The organism is Rheinheimera lutimaris (assembly GCF_013283795.1).
GTDB lineage: Bacteria > Pseudomonadota > Gammaproteobacteria > Enterobacterales > Alteromonadaceae > Alishewanella > Alishewanella lutimaris.
Map to the genome: position 1 here is coordinate 27951 of NZ_JABSOD010000025.1, position 18029 is coordinate 45979.

At 49.9% G+C, this 18029-nt stretch carries 17 protein-coding genes; 8 read left to right on the plus strand and 9 right to left on the minus strand.

The window, feature by feature from the left end:
• The first annotated feature begins 17 nt into the window (after positions 1–17).
• Genes HRH59_RS17175 through kdsA form a run of 3 tightly spaced genes read left to right on the plus strand, consistent with a single transcriptional unit; the run spans position 18 to position 2904 of the window.
• The gene (locus HRH59_RS17175; RefSeq protein WP_173502502.1) at positions 18–1577 is read left to right on the plus strand and encodes a response regulator; all 1560 of its coding nucleotides are present in this window, start codon (positions 18–20) and stop codon (positions 1575–1577) included.
• 50 nt (positions 1578–1627) lie between these two features.
• Positions 1628–2008 (plus strand): SirB2 family protein, encoded by a 381-nt coding sequence (locus HRH59_RS17180; protein WP_173502503.1) that lies wholly within the window; start codon positions 1628–1630, stop codon positions 2006–2008.
• 47 nt (positions 2009–2055) lie between these two features.
• Positions 2056–2904, plus strand: coding sequence for a 3-deoxy-8-phosphooctulonate synthase (gene kdsA, locus HRH59_RS17185; RefSeq protein ID WP_173502504.1), 849 nt, complete (start codon positions 2056–2058; stop codon positions 2902–2904).
• Between the two features lie 45 nt (positions 2905–2949).
• Here kdsA and HRH59_RS17190 read toward each other — a convergent pair whose 3' ends face one another.
• From HRH59_RS17190 to HRH59_RS17205, 4 genes are all read right to left on the minus strand, one after another.
• Entirely contained in the window at positions 2950–3291 is a 342-nt protein-coding gene (locus HRH59_RS17190) for a DUF3718 domain-containing protein (protein ID WP_173502505.1), read from the minus strand.
• A 148-nt stretch (positions 3292–3439) separates the two neighbouring features.
• Entirely contained in the window at positions 3440–4183 is a 744-nt protein-coding gene (locus tag HRH59_RS17195) for a LytR/AlgR family response regulator transcription factor (RefSeq protein WP_173502506.1), read from the minus strand.
• The gene (locus HRH59_RS17200; RefSeq protein WP_173502507.1) at positions 4167–5252 is read right to left on the minus strand and encodes a sensor histidine kinase; all 1086 of its coding nucleotides are present in this window, start codon (positions 5250–5252) and stop codon (positions 4167–4169) included. Before HRH59_RS17200 ends, HRH59_RS17195 begins: the two co-directional genes overlap by 17 nt.
• Positions 5249–6298 carry a sensor histidine kinase gene (locus tag HRH59_RS17205; RefSeq protein WP_173502508.1) on the minus strand — a complete coding sequence of 350 codons (1050 nt, stop codon included), beginning with the start codon at positions 6296–6298 and terminating at the stop codon, positions 5249–5251. The genes HRH59_RS17200 and HRH59_RS17205 overlap by 4 nt, the downstream gene beginning before the upstream one ends.
• A 172-nt stretch (positions 6299–6470) precedes the next feature.
• On the opposite strand from HRH59_RS17205, the gene HRH59_RS17210 reads away from it, so the two are divergent.
• Positions 6471–7493, plus strand: coding sequence for a M14 family zinc carboxypeptidase (locus HRH59_RS17210; protein WP_408015066.1), 1023 nt, complete (start codon positions 6471–6473; stop codon positions 7491–7493).
• Positions 7484–8242, plus strand: coding sequence for an alpha/beta fold hydrolase (locus HRH59_RS17215; RefSeq protein ID WP_173502510.1), 759 nt, complete (start codon positions 7484–7486; stop codon positions 8240–8242). Before HRH59_RS17210 ends, HRH59_RS17215 begins: the two co-directional genes overlap by 10 nt.
• Before the next feature lie 8 nt (positions 8243–8250).
• Here HRH59_RS17215 and HRH59_RS17220 read toward each other — a convergent pair whose 3' ends face one another.
• Together HRH59_RS17220 and HRH59_RS17225 are read right to left on the minus strand one after the other, a co-directional pair.
• On the minus strand, positions 8251–8463 hold the full coding sequence (locus HRH59_RS17220; protein ID WP_173502511.1) for an RNA-binding S4 domain-containing protein: 213 nt from the start codon (positions 8461–8463) through the stop codon (positions 8251–8253).
• Between the two features lie 17 nt (positions 8464–8480).
• Positions 8481–9179, minus strand: a complete 699-nt coding sequence (locus HRH59_RS17225) for a tRNA-uridine aminocarboxypropyltransferase (protein ID WP_173502512.1) — start codon at positions 9177–9179, stop codon at positions 8481–8483.
• Positions 9180–9270: 91 nt separating this feature from the next.
• Here HRH59_RS17225 and HRH59_RS17230 point away from each other — a divergent pair, with 91 nt between their 5' ends.
• A complete protein-coding gene (locus HRH59_RS17230; RefSeq protein ID WP_173502513.1) occupies positions 9271–10167 on the plus strand; it encodes a pseudouridine synthase in 897 nt (298 codons plus the stop codon).
• A gap of 170 nt (positions 10168–10337) precedes the next feature.
• Positions 10338–11978, plus strand: a complete 1641-nt coding sequence (locus HRH59_RS17235) for a methyl-accepting chemotaxis protein (RefSeq protein WP_173502514.1) — start codon at positions 10338–10340, stop codon at positions 11976–11978.
• Here the strand turns inward: HRH59_RS17235 and HRH59_RS17240 are convergent.
• The 3 genes from HRH59_RS17240 to HRH59_RS17250 form a co-directional block, all read right to left on the minus strand.
• Positions 11968–12420: a YaiI/YqxD family protein gene (locus HRH59_RS17240; RefSeq protein ID WP_173502515.1), complete on the minus strand. Its 453-nt coding sequence runs from the start codon at positions 12418–12420 to the stop codon at positions 11968–11970. The two genes, HRH59_RS17235 and HRH59_RS17240, sit on opposite strands and share 11 nt — an antisense overlap.
• A 2-nt stretch (positions 12421–12422) precedes the next feature.
• On the minus strand, positions 12423–14162 hold the full coding sequence (gene aceK, locus HRH59_RS17245) for a bifunctional isocitrate dehydrogenase kinase/phosphatase (RefSeq protein WP_173502516.1): 1740 nt from the start codon (positions 14160–14162) through the stop codon (positions 12423–12425).
• Positions 14163–14290: 128 nt separating this feature from the next.
• Positions 14291–15721: a YfcC family protein gene (locus tag HRH59_RS17250; RefSeq protein ID WP_173502517.1), complete on the minus strand. Its 1431-nt coding sequence runs from the start codon at positions 15719–15721 to the stop codon at positions 14291–14293.
• A 206-nt stretch (positions 15722–15927) separates the two neighbouring features.
• On the opposite strand from HRH59_RS17250, the gene HRH59_RS17255 reads away from it, so the two are divergent.
• Positions 15928–17952 carry a spermidine synthase gene (locus HRH59_RS17255; protein ID WP_331460205.1) on the plus strand — a complete coding sequence of 675 codons (2025 nt, stop codon included), beginning with the start codon at positions 15928–15930 and terminating at the stop codon, positions 17950–17952.
• The last annotated feature ends 77 nt before the right edge of the window (positions 17953–18029 follow it).

An 18029-nucleotide genomic window follows, 5' to 3' on the forward strand; every position in this document is an offset into this window, starting at 1 on the left:
GTGCTAAGGAAAAGCGGATGAATGATGATTTTTTATTTGCAGAAGAGCCGGAGCATGTCGAAACGGTATCGCATGGCAGCTGGAAAGTGCTAATTGTCGATGATGAACCGGAAGTACATGCCGTTACCAAGCTGGCGCTGAGTGATTTTATTTTCCAGGGTAAAAATCTGAGCTTTTTCAGTGCGTATTCCGGCGCTGAAGCAAAAGCGTTGATTGAAAAGCACCCCGATGCCGCCATTATGCTGCTGGATGTGGTAATGGAAACCGACGATGCCGGTTTATTGGTCGCCAGCTATATTCGCGAACAGTTACATAATGAGCATGTGCGTATTATTTTACGCACCGGCCAGCCCGGCCAGGCGCCGGAGCGCCAGGTGATCATTAATTACGATATTAACGATTACAAATCAAAAACCGAACTGACGGCGCAAAAACTGTTTACCGTTATTATGTCCAGCTTGCGCTCGTACCGCGATATCTTATCATTGGAGCAAAGTCGCAAGGGGCTGGAAAAAATTATCAACGCCTCGGCCAATTTATTCTCCTCGCATTCGATGGAACAATTTATTGACGGCGTATTGCAGCAACTCACCTCTATCTTAGGCTGCAATGAGGACGCCTTACTGGTCAGCTCGTCAATGGTGGCCGGTAATATCAGCGGCGAAGTGTCAGATCCGCATAAACTGGTGGTATTTGCCGGCCAGGGCGAGTTTGAAAGCAAAGAAGGTAAACCGGTGCAGGATGTACTGGCACCTGAATTAATGGATGCTTTTGAAGTAGCGCTGCAATCGCGTGGTATCGTGTATCGCGATAATTATCTGGTAGCCTACTGTACCAGTAAATTTACTCATGGTTCCTTGCTGTATATTTCCGGCTTGCCCGGAACAATGACAGAGAACCAGAAAAAGCTGATCGAGTTATTCTCGCAAAATGTACAAATTGCCTACGAAAATGTGCAACTGCAGCATGAAATTGAAGACACCCAGCGTGAAATTGTTTATCGCTTAAGCGAAGCAGTAGAGCACCGCTCGATAGAAACCGGTAATCATGTTAAGCGGGTGGCTTTTATCTGTTATGACCTGGCCAAAGCCTATGGTTTGCCGGAAGAGGAAGCGGAGCGGTTAATGTTTGCTGCGCCCCTGCACGATGTTGGCAAAGTAGGTATTCCGGATGGTATTTTAAATAAGCCGGCAAAGCTGCAGGCGCAAGAGTGGGAAGTGATGAAAACCCATACCAGCATCGGCTATGAGATACTGAAAAACTCTAAACGCAGCATTATTCAGGCCGGTGCGGTAATAGCACAAGACCACCATGAAAAATGGGATGGCAGTGGTTACCCAAACGGCAAAAAAGGTGAAGATATTCATATTTACGGCCGTATTGCTGCCTTAGCCGATGTGTACGACGCGCTGCGCCACCGTCGTTGTTATAAATCGGCCTGGTCTTTTGAGCAGGTGCTTGCCAATATTGAGGCTGAGTCGGGTAAGCAGTTTGAACCAAAATTAGTAGAAATATTTAAAAGTCGGGTCGACAAGTTAGAGGCAATACTGCAAAAATACCCCGATAGCGAACAATAATCGCAGCCAGCTTATGCTGGCTGTTTTTTTAAAAAGGAAGGTAGCGTTTTATGTATATGGCTTATAAACATTTTCACCTGTTAATGGTGGTATTAAGTGTCAGCTTTTTATTGGTGCGTTATGCCATGAGCTTAAAGCCGGCGGCGATATTACAAACGAAATTTTTTAAAATAGCACCACATGTTATCGACACCTTGCTACTGGTAAGTGCGGTATTACTGATGATTACACTGCAGCAATATCCGTTTGTGCATGCCTGGTTAACGGAAAAGTTGCTGGCGGTGCTGGCTTATATCGTGCTGGGCGTTATGGCCTTTAAAGGCCGCACGGCCGCTATTCGTTGGCTTTGCTTTTTAGGCGCCCTGGGTTGGTTAGGTCTGGTGTTGCGGGTAGCCATTACCAAGCAGCCGGTATTTTTAACAGCATTTTAATTTGATGATGGCGGGTTTTTAAAGCTGCCACTGATTACGGAAAAACTATGACTGCGCAAATTATTCAGGTTGGCAAAACACAAGTAGCCAACCATTTACCCTTCGTGCTGTTTGGCGGCATGAACGTGCTGGAATCACGTGACTTAGCAATGCGTATTGCCGAGCACTATGTGGAAGTGACCACTAAGCTGGGTATTCCGTATGTGTTTAAAGCCTCATTTGATAAGGCTAACCGCTCGTCGGTACATTCTTACCGTGGCCCGGGCATGGAAGAAGGTTTAAGAATTTTTGAAGAAATTAAACGTACCTTTAACGTACCGCTGATCACCGATGTACATGAAACACATCAGGCAGCACCGGTAGCAGAAGTGGTTGATGTGATTCAGTTGCCGGCTTTTTTGGCACGGCAAACTGATTTAGTGGTCGCGATGGCGAAAACCGGTGCGGTGATCAATGTAAAAAAACCACAATTTTTAGCGCCGCATGAAATGCGCCATATTATTACCAAGTTTAAAGAGGCCGGTAATGAGCAGGTAATACTGTGTGAGCGTGGCAGCTGCTTTGGTTACAACAACCTGGTGGTAGACATGTTGGGTATGGATGAAATGAAAAACTACGGTCCGGTAATTTTTGATGCTACCCATGCGCTGCAAAAACCCGGTGGCCGTGAAAGCTCTGCTGATGGTCGTCGTGCTCAGGCGGCGCAGCTGGCGCGCTCCGGCATGGCGCTGGGTTTAGCCGGTTTGTTTATTGAAGCCCATCCTGAACCAAACCTGGCGAAATGCGACGGCCCCTGTGCCTTACCATTAGCTAAGCTGGAAGATTATTTACTGCAGATGAAAGCGGTAGATGATTTAGTCAAAAGCTTTGCGCCTTTGGATACCGCGGCAAATTAAACAGCAGGGGCGGGACAGCAATACAACGCTGTCCCGTTGCCGGTTTTAGTTTGCTGCCGGTGCAGCAACATCATGAATAGTTACACGGCCTTTAATGCGGTCTTCATAGGGTTGCAGCATAGTGGCAACTTTTACTGCCTGGTTGGCGCGGGCAAAGTCCATTAACTGCTGGCCGTTACATACCACTTTTTCTACCGCGGTCTGTTTGCTGATACGGTAAGCTTTCAGCGTGTTGTGTAAACCCAGACGGTCATCATCTGCCGTTTCGCTGCATACCTGCACCAAAGCCTGATAGATATAACCGTTCTTCTGATAATCAGCTGCCATGGCCGATACTGCCACACCGGCACTTGCCAGAGATACTGCAAATAAAAGTGCTGTTTTCATCGTGTTGTCCTCTGTGGTTGACTATATGGCGTTTGCCATAGTGTTATTCTGGCAAAACAGAGGTTTGTTTGCTGCTGCGTTGTGCTAAGCGGTAGCGCCGTCGTTATCAAGTGATAAGCCGGCGCCTTACAGGGATAAGTGGTGGGGGTTAATGTTGTGGCAAAGCACTAAGTTGGCCGGCCCAATTTTGTTTATAGCGGCGCGAGGCATTAACTTGTTTACCGTTGCTCAGCAGAAATTCGTAATCATTATTATGCGGTTGCAGTTTGTGAACATGATGCAGATTAAGCAAGGTAGAGCGATGTATCTGCACAAACTGTTTTGGCAGGCGCTGCAGCAGCTCTTTCATGGTTTCACGTATAATCAGCGTTTCATTTAAGGTATGGATACACATATAATTGCCGGCGGCTTCAATCAGCATGATATCGATATCATCCAGCAGCAAGGTAGAAGCACCGGTTTTAAACGCCAGCTTGTTAACCGGTACCGGCGCTGCTTGCGGCGACAGTTTATCCAGCGCTGTGCGCGCGTCCAGCAGTGATTGTGCCAGGCGTTGGCGCGACACCGGCTTGAGTAAATAATCAAAAGCAAAATGTTCAAACGCCGAAAAGGCAAATTGCTCATAAGCCGTAACCAGAATAAATAATGGCCTGGTCATGGCTGAGCTTTTGGCACTTTGCTGCAAAATCTCGATACCTTTAATGCCCGGCATCTGAATATCAAGAAATACCAGATCGATATCCGCTGCGGTTTGCAGAAATTGCAAAGTATCATCGCCGTTATCAAAGCAGTCGATAATCTCAAGATTAGGATATACCGCCAGCTTGGCTTTTAAGTTACTGATCGCCAGCGGCTCGTCATCGGCAATAATAACTTTAAGTGTGGCTGTCATGCAGCGCCTCCGTTGCTATACACAGCCGGCTGTAAAAGCCGGTTGTGCTGTGGCTGAGGGTTAAAGCGGCAGCATTGCCAAACAACAGCTGCAGCCGCTCGGACAGGTTAATTAAGTTTAGTGGTTGCTGTGCATCAGGCCAGCCGGCAGTGGCGTCGGCGCCTTGCTGCGCCAGTGTAATTTGCAGTTGATTGTCGTGCAGTTGCAAACTGATGTGCAGGCAAATATTGCCGGCTTTTTCCGCTACGCTATATTGAATGGCATTTTCTGCCAGTGGCTGCAGCAGCAGTGGCGGAAAACGTAATGCCGGTAGTTGCTGTGGCAGCTGCCAGCACAGGTGCAGTCGCTCACCAAAGCGTACCTGTTGTATTGCCATATAAGCTGATAGCGCATCCAGCTCCTGTTGTAGCGGGATAAATTCATCCTGTTGGTTCTTCAGTGAATGGCGCAGGTAAGTCGATAAATGCTGAATAAGGTGCTCTGCTGCCGGGCCGCTACGTTGTACTATCAAAGCATTAAGAGCATTTAGCGTATTAAACATAAAATGCGGGTTAAGCTGATAGCGCAGCACTTTTAATCTGGCCTGGCGCGCCTGTTTTGCCAGCTGTTGCTGCTGCAGCACACCGTTGTAATGCAGCTGGTTGGTTTTTATTAGCATAAATACCGCTGCCCAACCGGCCATTGGCAGCAGAACCAGAGAAAATGCCAGAAAGTACTTTAGCACTGAGTCTACGTTTTGCATTGAATCTGAGGCGTAGTTCATCACCAGATATTGCCGCAACGGCACCAGCAGCAGCCATAACGGCAGCAGCACCAGTAGCAGGCGTTTAAACTGTTGCAGCAATGGCCTTTGCTGCAGTAATTCATGTTGCCCCAACAGGCCGGTGATAACAATATTCAGCAGAGTTATCAGGCTGTAGATCCATAAGTACGGCCAGCTGGCCTCGTTTTGCAGCGGCACCAATAGCGCAAGATGGGTGTATTTCACCAGCAGATAACTTAGCCAGTACAGCAAGTGCCAATACCAGAAATTAAGCAACTTCGGGTGTGCTGCGCCGGCTGAATTCATGCCGTTTGCCATGGTAAACAAATATCCACTTTAAAGCCCTGCTCGCTGGCGCCAATGTCCAGTCTGGCGCTGTCGCCGAAGTGCTGTAATAAGCGGTTACGGATATTATCCAGGCCAACGCCGGCGCCGCCGCTGTTAGCTTGCAAATGGCAGCCCGGGCCATCATCGCTGATACTCAAATGCAGGCTGTTGTGCTCACGTGTACCACCTATAGTGATGGTTGCCCCTTGCTTTCGTGTGGCTACAGCGTACTTAATTGCGTTTTCTACCAGCGGTTGCAGCAACAGCGCCGGAATTCTCTGGCGCTTGAGCGAGTCATCTATCTGCCAGTTAACTTTGAGTTTGTCGCCAAAGCGGGTTTTCTGCAGCTGCAAATAAGCATTGATGGCAGCCAGCTCATCGGCCAGTTGCACCAGGTTGTCCGGCGACTTGCTTAATGAGTAACGCAAAAAAGTAGCCAATTGCTCTGACATCGTTTCAGCATCATCATAGCGCTTTGCTTCCAGCAGGGCACAAACAGAATTAAGCGCATTAAAGGTAAAATGCGGGTTTAACTGATGGCTGAGTGCCTGCAATTCCAATTGCTGAATTTTCCGGCTCAGTTCATGGGTCTGAGCCAGCCGTTGCAGCTGCTGCTGGTACAGCAACACCGTGAGGTAGCAAGCCGCCCAGACGAAAAACGCCAGTACAGAAGTATCCAGGTTACCAATCAGCATACGGATATCGACAATTTCTTTATCCCACAGCAGCATCCAAAAGGCATTTTCCGCCGGAATATATACCGCGGCCACGAGCACCACACCCGGCAGCAGTTGCCAGTTACTGAATGCTTGCTGCATTAAACGCTGATAAGTCCAAACCACCAACATTGCGGTTAATAACATGGCGACCAAATCACTGGCCAGCATCATCGGCAGATAGCTCCAATCGTACGCTTTGTCGTGCAGGCTGGCGGCATGAAAAGAGCTGAGCGTGCCAAGCAGCATAATGACTAACCAGTAGTACAGATTAAAACGCAGCAATTTCCCTAAACTAACAAGCGGCATATCCGGCCCCGGCGGTTAAGTTGACTCTGAGTATAAGTGACGCCGTTGTATTTGCCGACAGTGCAGGATAACCGGATGAAAATCCGGAGTAAAGCCGGCTGCAATCTTCATAAAACTGCCATGTTAGTCTGTTGCTGCCGGGTTATGCTGTCATACAAGTTTCACTTACGGAGTGGCGTTGTTGGTTGTTGATAGCGATAGCTTGCTGCCTGAGTTGGCGCAACTGCAACAGTTGATTGACCGCGCCCCCGCGCAATTGCAGGTTGAGGTGCTGGCTACAGTGCCGCATATGACACAACGTTTGCCGATATATGCTTTATCGTTAGGCAACCGTAATGCTGCAACGCCGGCGTTACTGTTGGTCGGCGGCATACACGGCCTGGAGCGTATCGGCACTCAGGTGGTGCTGGCTTACTTACAGACTCTGCTTAGCCGCTTGTCCTGGGATCTGTGCTTACAACATACCTTACAGCAGTGCTGTATTTATTTTATTCCGCTGGTTAATCCGGCCGGTATGGCCAATGGTTGGCGAGCCAATGGCAACAGTGTCGATTTAATGCGTAATGCCCCGGTTGAGTGCACTGAAGGTGCCGCCTGGTTGGTGGGCGGCCAGCGTATCAGCCGCGCTATTCCGTGGCATCGTGGCCGCAGTGAGCAAATGGAAACAGAAAGCCGCGCCGTGGTCGATTTTGTACAGCGCGAGCTATTTTCAAGGCCGTTTTCACTGGTGCTGGATTGTCACTCCGGTTTTGGTACCACAGACAGATTATGGTTTCCTTATGCGAAAAGCCGGCGTCAGCCCATAGCGCATCTGGCGGAAATGTACCGGCTGCGGCAGTTGCTGGCGCAAACCTATCCGCATCAGAATTATATTTTTGAACCCCAGGCACAGCATTACCTGTGTCATGGTGATTTATGGGATTACCTGTATGACTGTGCTTTGGCGCATAACAGCACTATGTTGCCGTTAACGCTGGAGATGGGCTCGTGGAACTGGGTGCGGAAAAACCCGTTTCAGCTGCTGTCCAGCCTGGGGATGTTTCATCCGGTGAAACCGCACCGTGTAAAGCGGGTATTGCGCAGCCATCTGATCTTAATCAACTTTTTAATTAAAGCCACCATGTCGTATCAACATTGGTTGCCGTTACCCAACAGAGCTGAGTTACAGGCCGAGGCGCAGCGGCTATGGTACTAGCTGCAGCGGCGCCGGTATTACTGATCCGTGGCCTCAGTCGTGAGCAGCGCCATTGGGGCCGGTTCCGGCCGATGCTGGCCGGCGCTGTAACTAACCCTGTGCTGAGCTTCGATTTTGCCGGCTGCGGCGATCTGTATCAGCAACAATCACCCTGCAGTATCAGTGCTTTGCGTCAATCGGTACGGGGGCAATTACAACAAGCATCTGAGTTTAAAGGCGAAGTGCACTTAGTGGCGATATCGCTGGGCGCCATGCTGGCGGTTGACTGGGCGGCACAGTATCCGCAGGAAGTGGCATCACTAACGCTGATTAACAGCAGCGCCAGGCCGTTATCGCCGTTTTATCAGCGCCTGCACTGGCGTAATTATGCGGCAATTTTGCGTAGCCTCTTTATGTCGGCGGCTGAGCGCGAGCAGCTGATCTTGCGCTTAACCAGCGCTACTGTGGCCAGGCATCAGGGCGTAGTAGCCAATTGGCAGTTATGGCAACAACAGCGGCCGGTAAGCAGATTAAATGCGCTGCGCCAGTTGTGGGCTGCCAGCCGGTTTAAGGTACCGCCGGCGCCGGCATGCCCAACGTTACTACTCAGTAGCCTGGGTGATAAACTGGTAAGCCCGCAGTGTACGGCAGCGTTAGCGCGCTATTGGCAAGTGCCACATATACAACATACGTGGGCTGGGCATGATTTGCCGTTAGATGACGCCAACTGGCTGGTTATGCAGTTGGCAGCTTTTATTGATACGGTTTAGCTCTGTCGTTAACCTAAGCGCATTTGCAATTTTTCGCTGCCAATTTCAATAATATCGCCGGCGTTAATTTGCCGGCGTTTGCGGGTTTCCACTTCGCCGTTTACTTTTACCAAACCGCCGTCTATCGCCGCTTTCGCTTCGCCGCCACTGCTGAGCAGGCCTTCAAATTTCAGTATTTTATACAGCTCTACCGCAGGTTTACTCAGTATTACATCACGCATGTCAGATCCTTGGCAGATTACTCTGCTGATTCAGTAAAATTAAGGTGGGGTTTGCCGACAATATAAGCGCGGCGAAATACGGCAAAGTATTCTGCCAACGCCGCTGCGGCGGCAGTGTCGTTCGCCAACGTCAGTACTTCAACCGCCACTTCGGCAGTGCACAGCTGGTGCAGGTGCGCCGCTTCGCGCAGCTGATAACTTGAGCCTTGCTGCGGTTGAATACCCAGCACCGGCAAGTTGGCCAGATAAGGGCTTTTAAACATTTTTTTAGCTTCACGCCAGGTGCCGTCCAGCATAATAAACAGCGGTATTTTGCCGCTTTGCACTGCAGTTAGCTCAAGCGGGCTGTTTATGCAACGCTCAGCCTCAGCGTACTGCTGTGGAAATACCACTATCGGCGCATAGCGCGCATCGTTAAGCAGCGCCAACATAGCAGCGTCGGGCTGGGTTCTGTCCCAGACGAAGGCATGATTATCGGCTATAACATCGGCAATAATACGGCCGGTGTTGCTGGGTTTATAGCACTCGCCGGTGTACATAATAAAGCAAAATGCACTGCTGCTGGTTATAGCCGGTTTAGCTGCACAAATGCACTCAACCGCCGGCAGTAAGCAGTACTCACAGCGTTTTACTTTACTGCCACGGGCCAAAAATACCCTGGTGGCTTTAGCCAGTTGTTGTGTGCGTAAACGCAGCACTGAATTTGTATGTGACATCTTGCTTCTGCTGACAACCGGGCGTTAAGGGGCGGCTATTGTAGCCGTTTTTGTGCTACACTGCGCGCTGATTTTTACGCCGGAAAATACCTTGTCAATAGCCCGCCAAGCTTCTGAAATTACTCTGCCTGCTGCGAATAACGGCTGGGGCACAGTGCTGCAGTTTCTTTGCAGCCAATTTCCGTTTATCAGCGAGGCTGTCTGGCGCGAGCGTATTGCAACGGGCAAGGTACACTGGTTTAACGGTGAGGCTATCACAACAGATACGCCGTTTATGCCAAGTAAACGCTTGTGTTACTACCGTGAAGTTGCTGCCGAGCCGGTTATTCCTTTTACGCACGGAATTGTTTACCGGGATGAGCATATTATCGTTGCTGACAAACCGCATTTTTTGCCGGTAACCCCTGGCGGAGAGTACGTGAATGAGTGCTTATTGGCGCGCTTGCAGCGTGAAACCGGTATAGCCGATATAGTACCGGTGCATCGTTTAGACCGTGATACGGCCGGGCTGGTGCTATTTTCCATAAACGCGCACAGCCGGCCGGCTTATTATCAGTTGTTTAGTAGCGGAACAATACGCAAGCAGTATCAAGCAGTCGCCAGATTAGCCCGAAAACAGCAGGAGCAGGAACTGCCTGTAAACTGGCATATCGCGAACCGTATTGAGAAAAGCACACCGCGTTTTATTAATGCCATAGTGCCGGGTGAGGTTAACGCCGTATCGGATATCAGCCTGATAAAGCGTAACAACGACCTGGGTTTGTTTAAGTTGACACCATACACCGGCAAAACCCACCAGTTGCGGTTGCATATGCTGAGTATCGGTTCGCCAATACTACATGACAACTATTACCCGGTGTTGCAGCCAAAACAGGCACCACAGTTTGATATGCCTCTGCATTTACTTGCCATGACATTGTCTTTTATCGACCCGATAATGAAATTGCCCCGGATATTTGTTAGTCAGCAACGACTGGACTTAAAGTAATTGTTGGCAGGTTAATCTATTTCAGGGTTATAACTGTTGGCGGCGATTGTCATTTAATAGGTTTTATTTTACAACTGTGTCAGCGCTGTTCAAAAAACTGAACTATCCTAGTTAAAAATACTATGTCAATCGCATGTTTAATGCACTTTTATAATAGGATGAGAGTAGTTATGGGCAGCCTGAAAAATTTATCAGTTAAACTACAAATTGCTTTACCTATCGTTTTATTGTCATTACTGATTGCAGTGGTTGGGATTAAAAGCCTGATCACGGTCAACGGAGTCATTGCTCAAACTGATATTGCTATTAATAACCTGACACCGGCAACAACGGCGGTTTTAAATGCAGACCGCGATCTGTATCAGGCTGAGCTTGCTATGCGTGAATATGTGTTATTAAGTGCTCAGGGGCGTCAGGTTTCTGCAGCAAGACAAGATTTCGACGATAATGTGCGCCAGGCGTTGGAACGCATGAACAAGGCATCAGCGTTGGTGCGCGAGCATGGTGTCAGTGTGATGAGCGATACTGAATTTAGTAAAGTATTTGATAGCTGGCTCAAACAGGCTGAACAGGCGATGCAATATGCCCTGGAGGGCAATGCACAACAAGCCCGCGGTTTGATTGAAGGTAGCGAAAGCGCCGCCTTTTCCACGCTGCGGGATGAGTATAATGGCTTGGGCGAGCGTATCGACAGCAGAGCTATCGTTTTAGGTAATGATTTATCTGCCTATGTCAGTCAGCAGAAAACACTGACCATTTTATTAATGCTGATTGCTATTGCTATTGCTATCGTGACCATCGTATTTAGCCCCAGCCTGATCGTTAAACCGTTAACACAGTTGAAAAACATGGTGAGTGAACTGGCCAGCGTTGGTGGTGATCTCACCCGTCGTCTGCCGGTCAGCGGTAGTAACGAAATTGGTGACGTGGCAGCGAAAACCAATGATTTTATTATCACTCTGCAAGCCATGATGCGTGATGTACAACAACAATTGATAGAGCTGGAGCAGGCTTCGGCAAATATTGCTGCGAAAACCGAACTTACAAGCAGCAAAGCCGGAGAGCAAACATCTCATATAGAACAGGTGCTTACAGCCATCCATCAAATGCAGCATGCGGTACAGGAAATTGCCGGTAATGCTTCTTTGACCAGCAATGCGACTGAAGAGGCAAACAGTGCCGCAGATAGTTCAGGCAAAGTTATTCGTCAGTCGATGCAGCAAATCAGTGTGCTGGCGAGGGACATAGAGCAGGTCGTGCAAGCTATCAGTAATTTGGAAGTCGAAAGCCGCAATATTGTTTCAGTGCTTGAAGTCATTGGCGGCATTGCTGAGCAAACTAATTTATTGGCACTCAATGCTGCTATCGAAGCGGCCAGAGCCGGCGATGCCGGGCGGGGCTTTGCGGTAGTTGCCGATGAGGTGCGTACGCTGGCATCCCGCACGCAGCAATCGACTAAAGATATCCACGATATGATTAGCCGGCTGCAAAATGGGGTAAGCCAAGCTGTTTCGGCGATGAATAATGCCAAAAATCAGGTGGCACAAACCGAGCAACATGCTGAATCTGCCAGCGGTTATCTTGACCATATTATGGCCGGTATTACCAATATTAACGATATGGCAATGCAGATTGCCGCGGCAACCGAACAGCAATCAACAGTGGCTGAACATGTCAACCAAACCGTCAACGGTATCAGTCAGAACGCAAATGAGCTATCTGATATTGCACGCGAGACCGGGAATGATGGATCTCGTGTGCGTCAACTGGTGTTGTCAGTTAGCAGCCAGGTTGGGCGTTTCAGGGTTTAGTATGCCGTTGTAGTATTTTATCCAGCTCATTAGCAAACGCCTGCCTGTCGCTCTGGTTTAGCGGCGGCGGGCCTCCGGTGTGCACGCCGCTGCCGCGCAGGGTGTCCATAAAATCACGCATGGTCAGTTTTTGTTTAATGGTGTCGTTACTGTACAGTTCGCCGCGCGGGTTTAACGCATGGCCGCCTTTTGCCAGCACGTCAGCCGCCAGCGGAATATCGGCGGTGATCACTAAATCGCCGGCCTCACAGCGGCGCACTATTTCGTTGTCAGCTTCATCAAAGCCGCTGGATACGGTAATGGCCGAGATAAACTTTGATGGTGGTACGCGGATCAGCTGGTTGGCCACCAACAGCATCGGTATTTGTTTGCGCTCGGCGGCGCGAAATAAAATATCTTTAATCACTACCGGGCAGGCATCGGCGTCGACGTAAATTTTCATCGTTAAGCGCTCTCGTCGTTATAAAAATGGTAAAAGCGCATACTGTCGGGGTAGGGGAAAATATCTTCTACCACGCCATTGCGGATATTTTGTTGTTTTTGCCGCCAATAAGCGGCATCAAGCAGTTCCGGATGTTTGCTAAATAACAACTCACGAATTTGCGGCTGCGGTGTAACAAAGGTCGCCATCTGTTCGGGGAAGACATCGCCCGGTGCGGCACACACCGTACCTTCGGCAAACATGGCATCTTCGTAGTTATCGGTTTTCGGAAAGCTTCTGAAATTTACGTCCAGCATATACTGCACTTCATCGTAATCATAAAACACCACGCGCTTATGCCGCGTTACGCCAAAGTTTTTCAGCAGCATATCGCCCGGGAAAATGTTGGCGGCAATCATTTGCTTAATTGCCCGGCCGTAGTCGTCCATAATATGGCTCTTTTCTGCCGTCGAGGCGTCTTCAAGATAGATATTCAGCGGGATCATCCGCCGTTCGATATACAGATGTTTAATCACCACCAACTCGTCTTCAAAGCTGAGGGACTCGCCGATAACCTGCTGCAGCTCCTCGAGTAACTCCGGCGAGAAACGGCTTTTCGGCAAGGCGACATAAGAGTATTCCAACGTATCGGCCATGCGGCCAACCCGGTCGTGCTTTTTTACCAGTAAGTAGCGCGCCTTTACCGTGTCACGGCCAAACTCTTTACTGGGGGCAAATTTGTCGCGGATCACTTTAAATACATAGGGAAAAGATGGCAGCGTAAACACCATCATTACCATGCCGCGAATACCGGGGGCGGCAACGAATTGATCATTGCTTTTGTCCAGATGGCTTAACAGCTCGCGGTAAAATTCGGTTTTACCCTGCTTATGCAAACCGATACTGGCATACAGCTCAGCGAGGGTTTTATGCGGCAGCAGCTCGCGTAAAAAATGCACCAGTGCCGACGGTACCTGCGTAGCCACCATAAAATACGCCCGCGAGAAGCCGAAGATAATCGTCATTTGCTTGGCGTCTGTTACAAGGGTATCGATATACAAGCCGGCACCTTCGCGGTGCAGCAGCGGAATAATAAACGGCTGCTGGCCATCGGGCGTTACGGCGCGGCCGACAATATAGGCCGCTTTATTGCGGTAAAACACTGAGCGTAAAATATCAAAGCGAATTTGATACACCGGATGGCGGCCGTGGCTGGACTGTGCCATAAAACTTTTTACAATCAGGCGTATATCACGGTCCAGGTTAATAAAGGGCGTAATAAAACCAAAGCCGGAGACAATATTACGGATAGTTTGTTTTAAGCCATCCTGGGCCGGAAAGTAGCTGTCGTAAACGGATGCAACCGGCGCCGGCAAATGCTGTTTGCTTAAGGTCGACTCGACGAAAATATTCTTATTATGGAAATACTTACGCTCAAATAACTGGCAAAACACTGAGTTGTAAAAGGTCTCGGCCAGCTCTGCCTGGGGGTGAAACGCCAGAAACTCCATATAGTGCTGCTTTACCTGCTGCCACAAGGTTTCGTTTAAACATTGTGTCGGTAGCTCGGTGGCAAGGTGGGCAATGGCCTCAGTAACGCGCTGATCGTAAAACGAAATACGCTCAGAGCTGTCTTGCTGAAAAGCCCGCCAGTCGGCCAGTTCAAATCGTTGCTTAGCTTTGGCGGTAATAGCCTGAAACAAACTGAAATGGCGGCGAAAGCCTTTTAAAATAATTTCTGCAATTTGTTTCGCCTGACTCATATTGTGGCCTGCGGTTAAGGTTTTGGCTGTTGCCTGCTTAGCGTACTCTAATCAGGAAAACGGCTAATTACCAGTAACACTGCCGGCAAAGCCTGTAGTTGCAGCATTACCGGTATGGTGCGCAGTGTTTAATCTGCCTGGTTCAGGCCGGTTGCCACCGGTGTTTCGGGCTGTACGCCCTCGCCGTAGTCAAACACTACTGCCAGTACTAATACCAGCGCTGCCGCCAGCATCAGTTTTAACAGCAGCGGGGCACAAAAGCGAAACCAGTGGCCGTAAGGAATACCGGCAATACCAATAATGCCCATTAACACCGCATTGGTGGGGATGATCATATTGGAAAAGCCATCGCCAAATTGATATGCCAGCACTGCAACCTGGCGCGGAATATCCAGCAAGTCGCTTAGCGGTACCATCAGCGGCATAGTGACATAAGCCTGACCGCTGCCGGAGGGAATAAAGAAATTCAGCAGGGTTTGAATCACCAACATCCCCACCGCAGCAGCTTCAGCGCCGACATAAGACAGCGGTAATGACATGCCGTAAACCAGCGAGTGCAGGATCTGGCCATCTTCCATGACCAGCGAAATGCCGCGTGCCACGCCAATTAACATGGCGGTGGTGGTCAGCTCCATCGCACCATCAATAAATTTCTGCGCGGCGGTATCGGCAGAAATACGGCCGATTAGCGCTGTAAACAAGCCCCAGGCAACAAAGCAGGCTCCCAACTCATACAAATACCAGCCGTGCACCCGAATGCCATAAGCCACCACAGCAATAGTGCAGACAAAGCTGGCTAAAATCAGCTTATGGTTCAGCGCCAGTTGCGGGTAAGTTACGGTTTGCTTATTACCCAGCGGGCAGGGTAAGTCGGCTACCATCGAGTTTGCAGGATCGGCCAATACCTTTTTCGCATAGCTCCAGACATGATGAAAGCCAATTAATACAAAGGGCACAAAGATGGCGAATCTTAACCAATTGCCGGACAGTGGCGGCAAATCAGCAATTTGCTGGGCAATAATTACCGTAAAAGGGTTAATAGCCGATACGCCATAACCAATACCGTAACCGGCTACCGTCATGCCTACTGCTGTCATTGCATCCAGTCGCATGGCTTTACACAGCGCCACTAAAATTAACACAAAAGGAATATATTCACCGGCGGTACCTATGGCGCTGGAAGCCATAGCAAAGCAAAACACCACCATAAAAATCAGCATTTGAGGTTTTTCGCCAAACCGGGTCAGCAGGCGGCCGATTAACGCATCTACCGTGCCGGTAGCACGGGCAATAGACAGCACGCCGCCTAATATCATGACAAAGAAAATAACATCCTGGGCACTGGCAAAGGCACGCGGTATCGCGGTTAGCAGTTGCCATGGGCTTAAGTACTGGCGCTCTTCAACCAGGGTGAAGGTGCCGGGAATTACTACAGAGCGGCCATTGGCCAGCGTTTGGCTTTCAAAAAAGCCCTGGGGCACCAACCAGGTGGCGATCATCGCCAGTACCATCATGCTGAATAATAAGGTCAGGGTGTGAGGTACTTTAAATCTTGCCATGCTTTAATGTCCCTAATGTGCAGCTAAAAGTGCAGCTCAGATTAAAATGTAAGGCGCGTTATGTGCGCTATGTTAAATAAAAAGGTGGAGTCTACCGCAACACTGTTAGCATCACAAACAGGTATTTACTGTCGCCACTTGCCTGCAGAGCGCCCTTTGTATAGGCTTGGCGCCCTTGTCTGCTGTTGATTGTTCCGGAGCCTGCTGTGGCCTTGTTTGCCCTGACGATATTTTTAAGCGCTGCACTGCTGTTTTTAATTCAGCCGATGCTGGCCAAACAATTGTTGCCGTATTTGGGTGGTGGTGCCGCAGTATGGACCGCCTGTATGTTGTTTTTTCAGGCCATGTTGCTGGCCGGTTACGCCTATGCCCATGCTTTGTGTCGTTTTTTGCCGCCATTGGCGCAGCGTTGGTTGCACAGCCTGTTATTGTTGTTAGCCCTGTTAAGTTTGCCGCTGTTATATCAGCCGGATATCACGGTATTTAGCGCTCTGCCGCCGTTGCCGGCGGTGTTGCTGTTTCTGTTATGTACCACAGGTTTACCTTATTTTTTGCTGTCGGCTACCGGGCCTTTATTGCAGCATTGGTTTGCCGGCCGCTTTACTACAGTGTCACCTTATCGCTTGTATGCGTTGTCGAATATCGGCTCTTTAGGTGGTTTGCTTGCTTATCCTTTTTTGCTGGAACCGGGCTTGTTGCTGTCAGAGCAACGGCTGTACTGGCTGTCGGGCTTTGTGGTGTTTGCTGTATGTTGCCTGGCTTTGATGTGGCTACATCTGACGGCGTTAGCGCCGTCGTACCGGGCCGGTGAGGCCAGGCTGCGGCAACCGGCGGCGTTACGCTGGCTGTTATTGTCGGCCGGCGGCGTGGTGCTGTTACTGGCGGTAACTCAGCAACTTACGCAAAACGTACCGCCCATTCCATTCTTATGGGTGGTGCCGCTGTGCTTGTATTTACTCAGTTATATCCTGGTGTTTAATAAACCGCAGTGGTACCGGCGCGGGTTGTGGCGTTATCTGTTTTGTCTGAGCATGGTGTTTGGCTTATTGCTGTTTTATCTGGGCCGCCAGTTTGATTTGCTCTCGCAGTTGTTGCTGTACCTGCTGGTATTGTTCAGCGGCTGCATGTTATGCCACGGCGAGCTGGCGCGGTTAAAGCCAGAGCCGCGTGGCTTAACCGGCTACTATTTATTGCTGGCCGCCGGCGGTGCCCTGGGTAGCCTGACAGTTAATCTGCTGGCGCCGCTGTGGTTTACGCAGCAGTGGGAATTTTTACTGGTACTGCTGGCTATTTATGTGTTGCTGTGGCCGGGCGCAGCGGGGACGCCGCGTTGGCAGCAGGCGTTGTGGTTAAGCGGCGCTGTGTTGTTTACGCTAAGTGTGCTGGCGCTGGAGTGGCAACCCGGCCGGCATAATGTCTATGCTGAACGTAATTTTTACGGCAGCCTTAGCGTGCGTGACATTAATATCGACGGCAATATGCAGCGGCGTTTAATTGACGGTACGACCAGCCACGGCGCGCAGTATTTGGCTGCGCCCTTGTCGCTGCAGGCGCAAAGCTATTATCGTGCCGGTACCGGGGCGGCGTTGGCGTTAGAGCATTTTTTACCGGCGGCGCCATCACGCACTGTACAGCAATTGCAACAGCGTAAATTTGGTTTGGTCGGGCTGGGTGCCGGGGCGTTGGCGGTGTACGGTAAGCCGGATGACACTATGCTGTTTTATGAGCTGAACCCGGCGGTGATTAAAGTGGCGACGGAGTATTTCAGCTATCTCAGTGACAGCGCTGCTACGGTTGAAATTGTACCGGGGGACGCCAGATTAATGCTGCAGGCGCAGTTGGTTTCAGGCAGCCAACAGTTTGATGTGCTGGTGCTGGATGCGTTTAGCAGCGACAGTATTCCGCAGCATTTACTTACGCTGGAAGCCATGCAGCTGTATTGGCAGCATTTGCACAGTGATGGTGTGCTGGCAGTGCATGTGTCGAATAACTATCTGGATTTAACCGGTTTATTACGCAATCAGGCCGCCAGCCTCGGCCTGCAGGCATATTTTATTGCCACCGCGGCGCAGGGCATTAACCCTGCGGCACACTGGGTGTTGCTGACAAATAATCAGCGCTTTATGCAACAGCCGCAATTACAGCAGGCTTTAAGTCCTTGGCTCAGCGCGGCGCAACCGGCTGTCAGTTGGACAGATCAACACAGTAATTTGCTGCAGGTGCTGAAATAACGCCGGCCGGCAAACGGCAAAAAAAAGCCACCCGTTAAGGGTAATGCCGATCAGATAAGAATTTTTCAGATCGGTTG

Excerpts from the sequence above, each read along its gene's own strand:
- HRH59_RS17235 (WP_173502514.1), top strand. The coding sequence starts at position 10,338 with ATGGGCAGCCTGAAAAATTTATCAGTTAAACTACAAATTGCTTTACCT.
- HRH59_RS17195 (WP_173502506.1), bottom strand. The coding sequence starts at position 4,183 with ATGACAGCCACACTTAAAGTTATTATTGCCGATGACGAGCCGCTGGCG.
- aceK (WP_173502516.1), bottom strand. The coding sequence starts at position 14,162 with ATGAGTCAGGCGAAACAAATTGCAGAAATTATTTTAAAAGGCTTTCGC.
- HRH59_RS17205 (WP_173502508.1), bottom strand. The coding sequence starts at position 6,298 with ATGCCGCTTGTTAGTTTAGGGAAATTGCTGCGTTTTAATCTGTACTAC.
- HRH59_RS17180 (WP_173502503.1), top strand. The coding sequence starts at position 1,628 with ATGTATATGGCTTATAAACATTTTCACCTGTTAATGGTGGTATTAAGT.
- HRH59_RS17175 (WP_173502502.1), top strand. The coding sequence starts at position 18 with ATGAATGATGATTTTTTATTTGCAGAAGAGCCGGAGCATGTCGAAACG.
- HRH59_RS17190 (WP_173502505.1), bottom strand. The coding sequence starts at position 3,291 with ATGAAAACAGCACTTTTATTTGCAGTATCTCTGGCAAGTGCCGGTGTG.
- HRH59_RS17200 (WP_173502507.1), bottom strand. The coding sequence starts at position 5,252 with ATGAATTCAGCCGGCGCAGCACACCCGAAGTTGCTTAATTTCTGGTAT.
- kdsA (WP_173502504.1), top strand. The coding sequence starts at position 2,056 with ATGACTGCGCAAATTATTCAGGTTGGCAAAACACAAGTAGCCAACCAT.
- HRH59_RS17215 (WP_173502510.1), top strand. The coding sequence starts at position 7,484 with ATGGTACTAGCTGCAGCGGCGCCGGTATTACTGATCCGTGGCCTCAGT.
- HRH59_RS17220 (WP_173502511.1), bottom strand. The coding sequence starts at position 8,463 with ATGCGTGATGTAATACTGAGTAAACCTGCGGTAGAGCTGTATAAAATA.
- HRH59_RS17225 (WP_173502512.1), bottom strand. The coding sequence starts at position 9,179 with ATGTCACATACAAATTCAGTGCTGCGTTTACGCACACAACAACTGGCT.
- HRH59_RS17240 (WP_173502515.1), bottom strand. The coding sequence starts at position 12,420 with ATGAAAATTTACGTCGACGCCGATGCCTGCCCGGTAGTGATTAAAGAT.
- HRH59_RS17250 (WP_173502517.1), bottom strand. The coding sequence starts at position 15,721 with ATGGCAAGATTTAAAGTACCTCACACCCTGACCTTATTATTCAGCATG.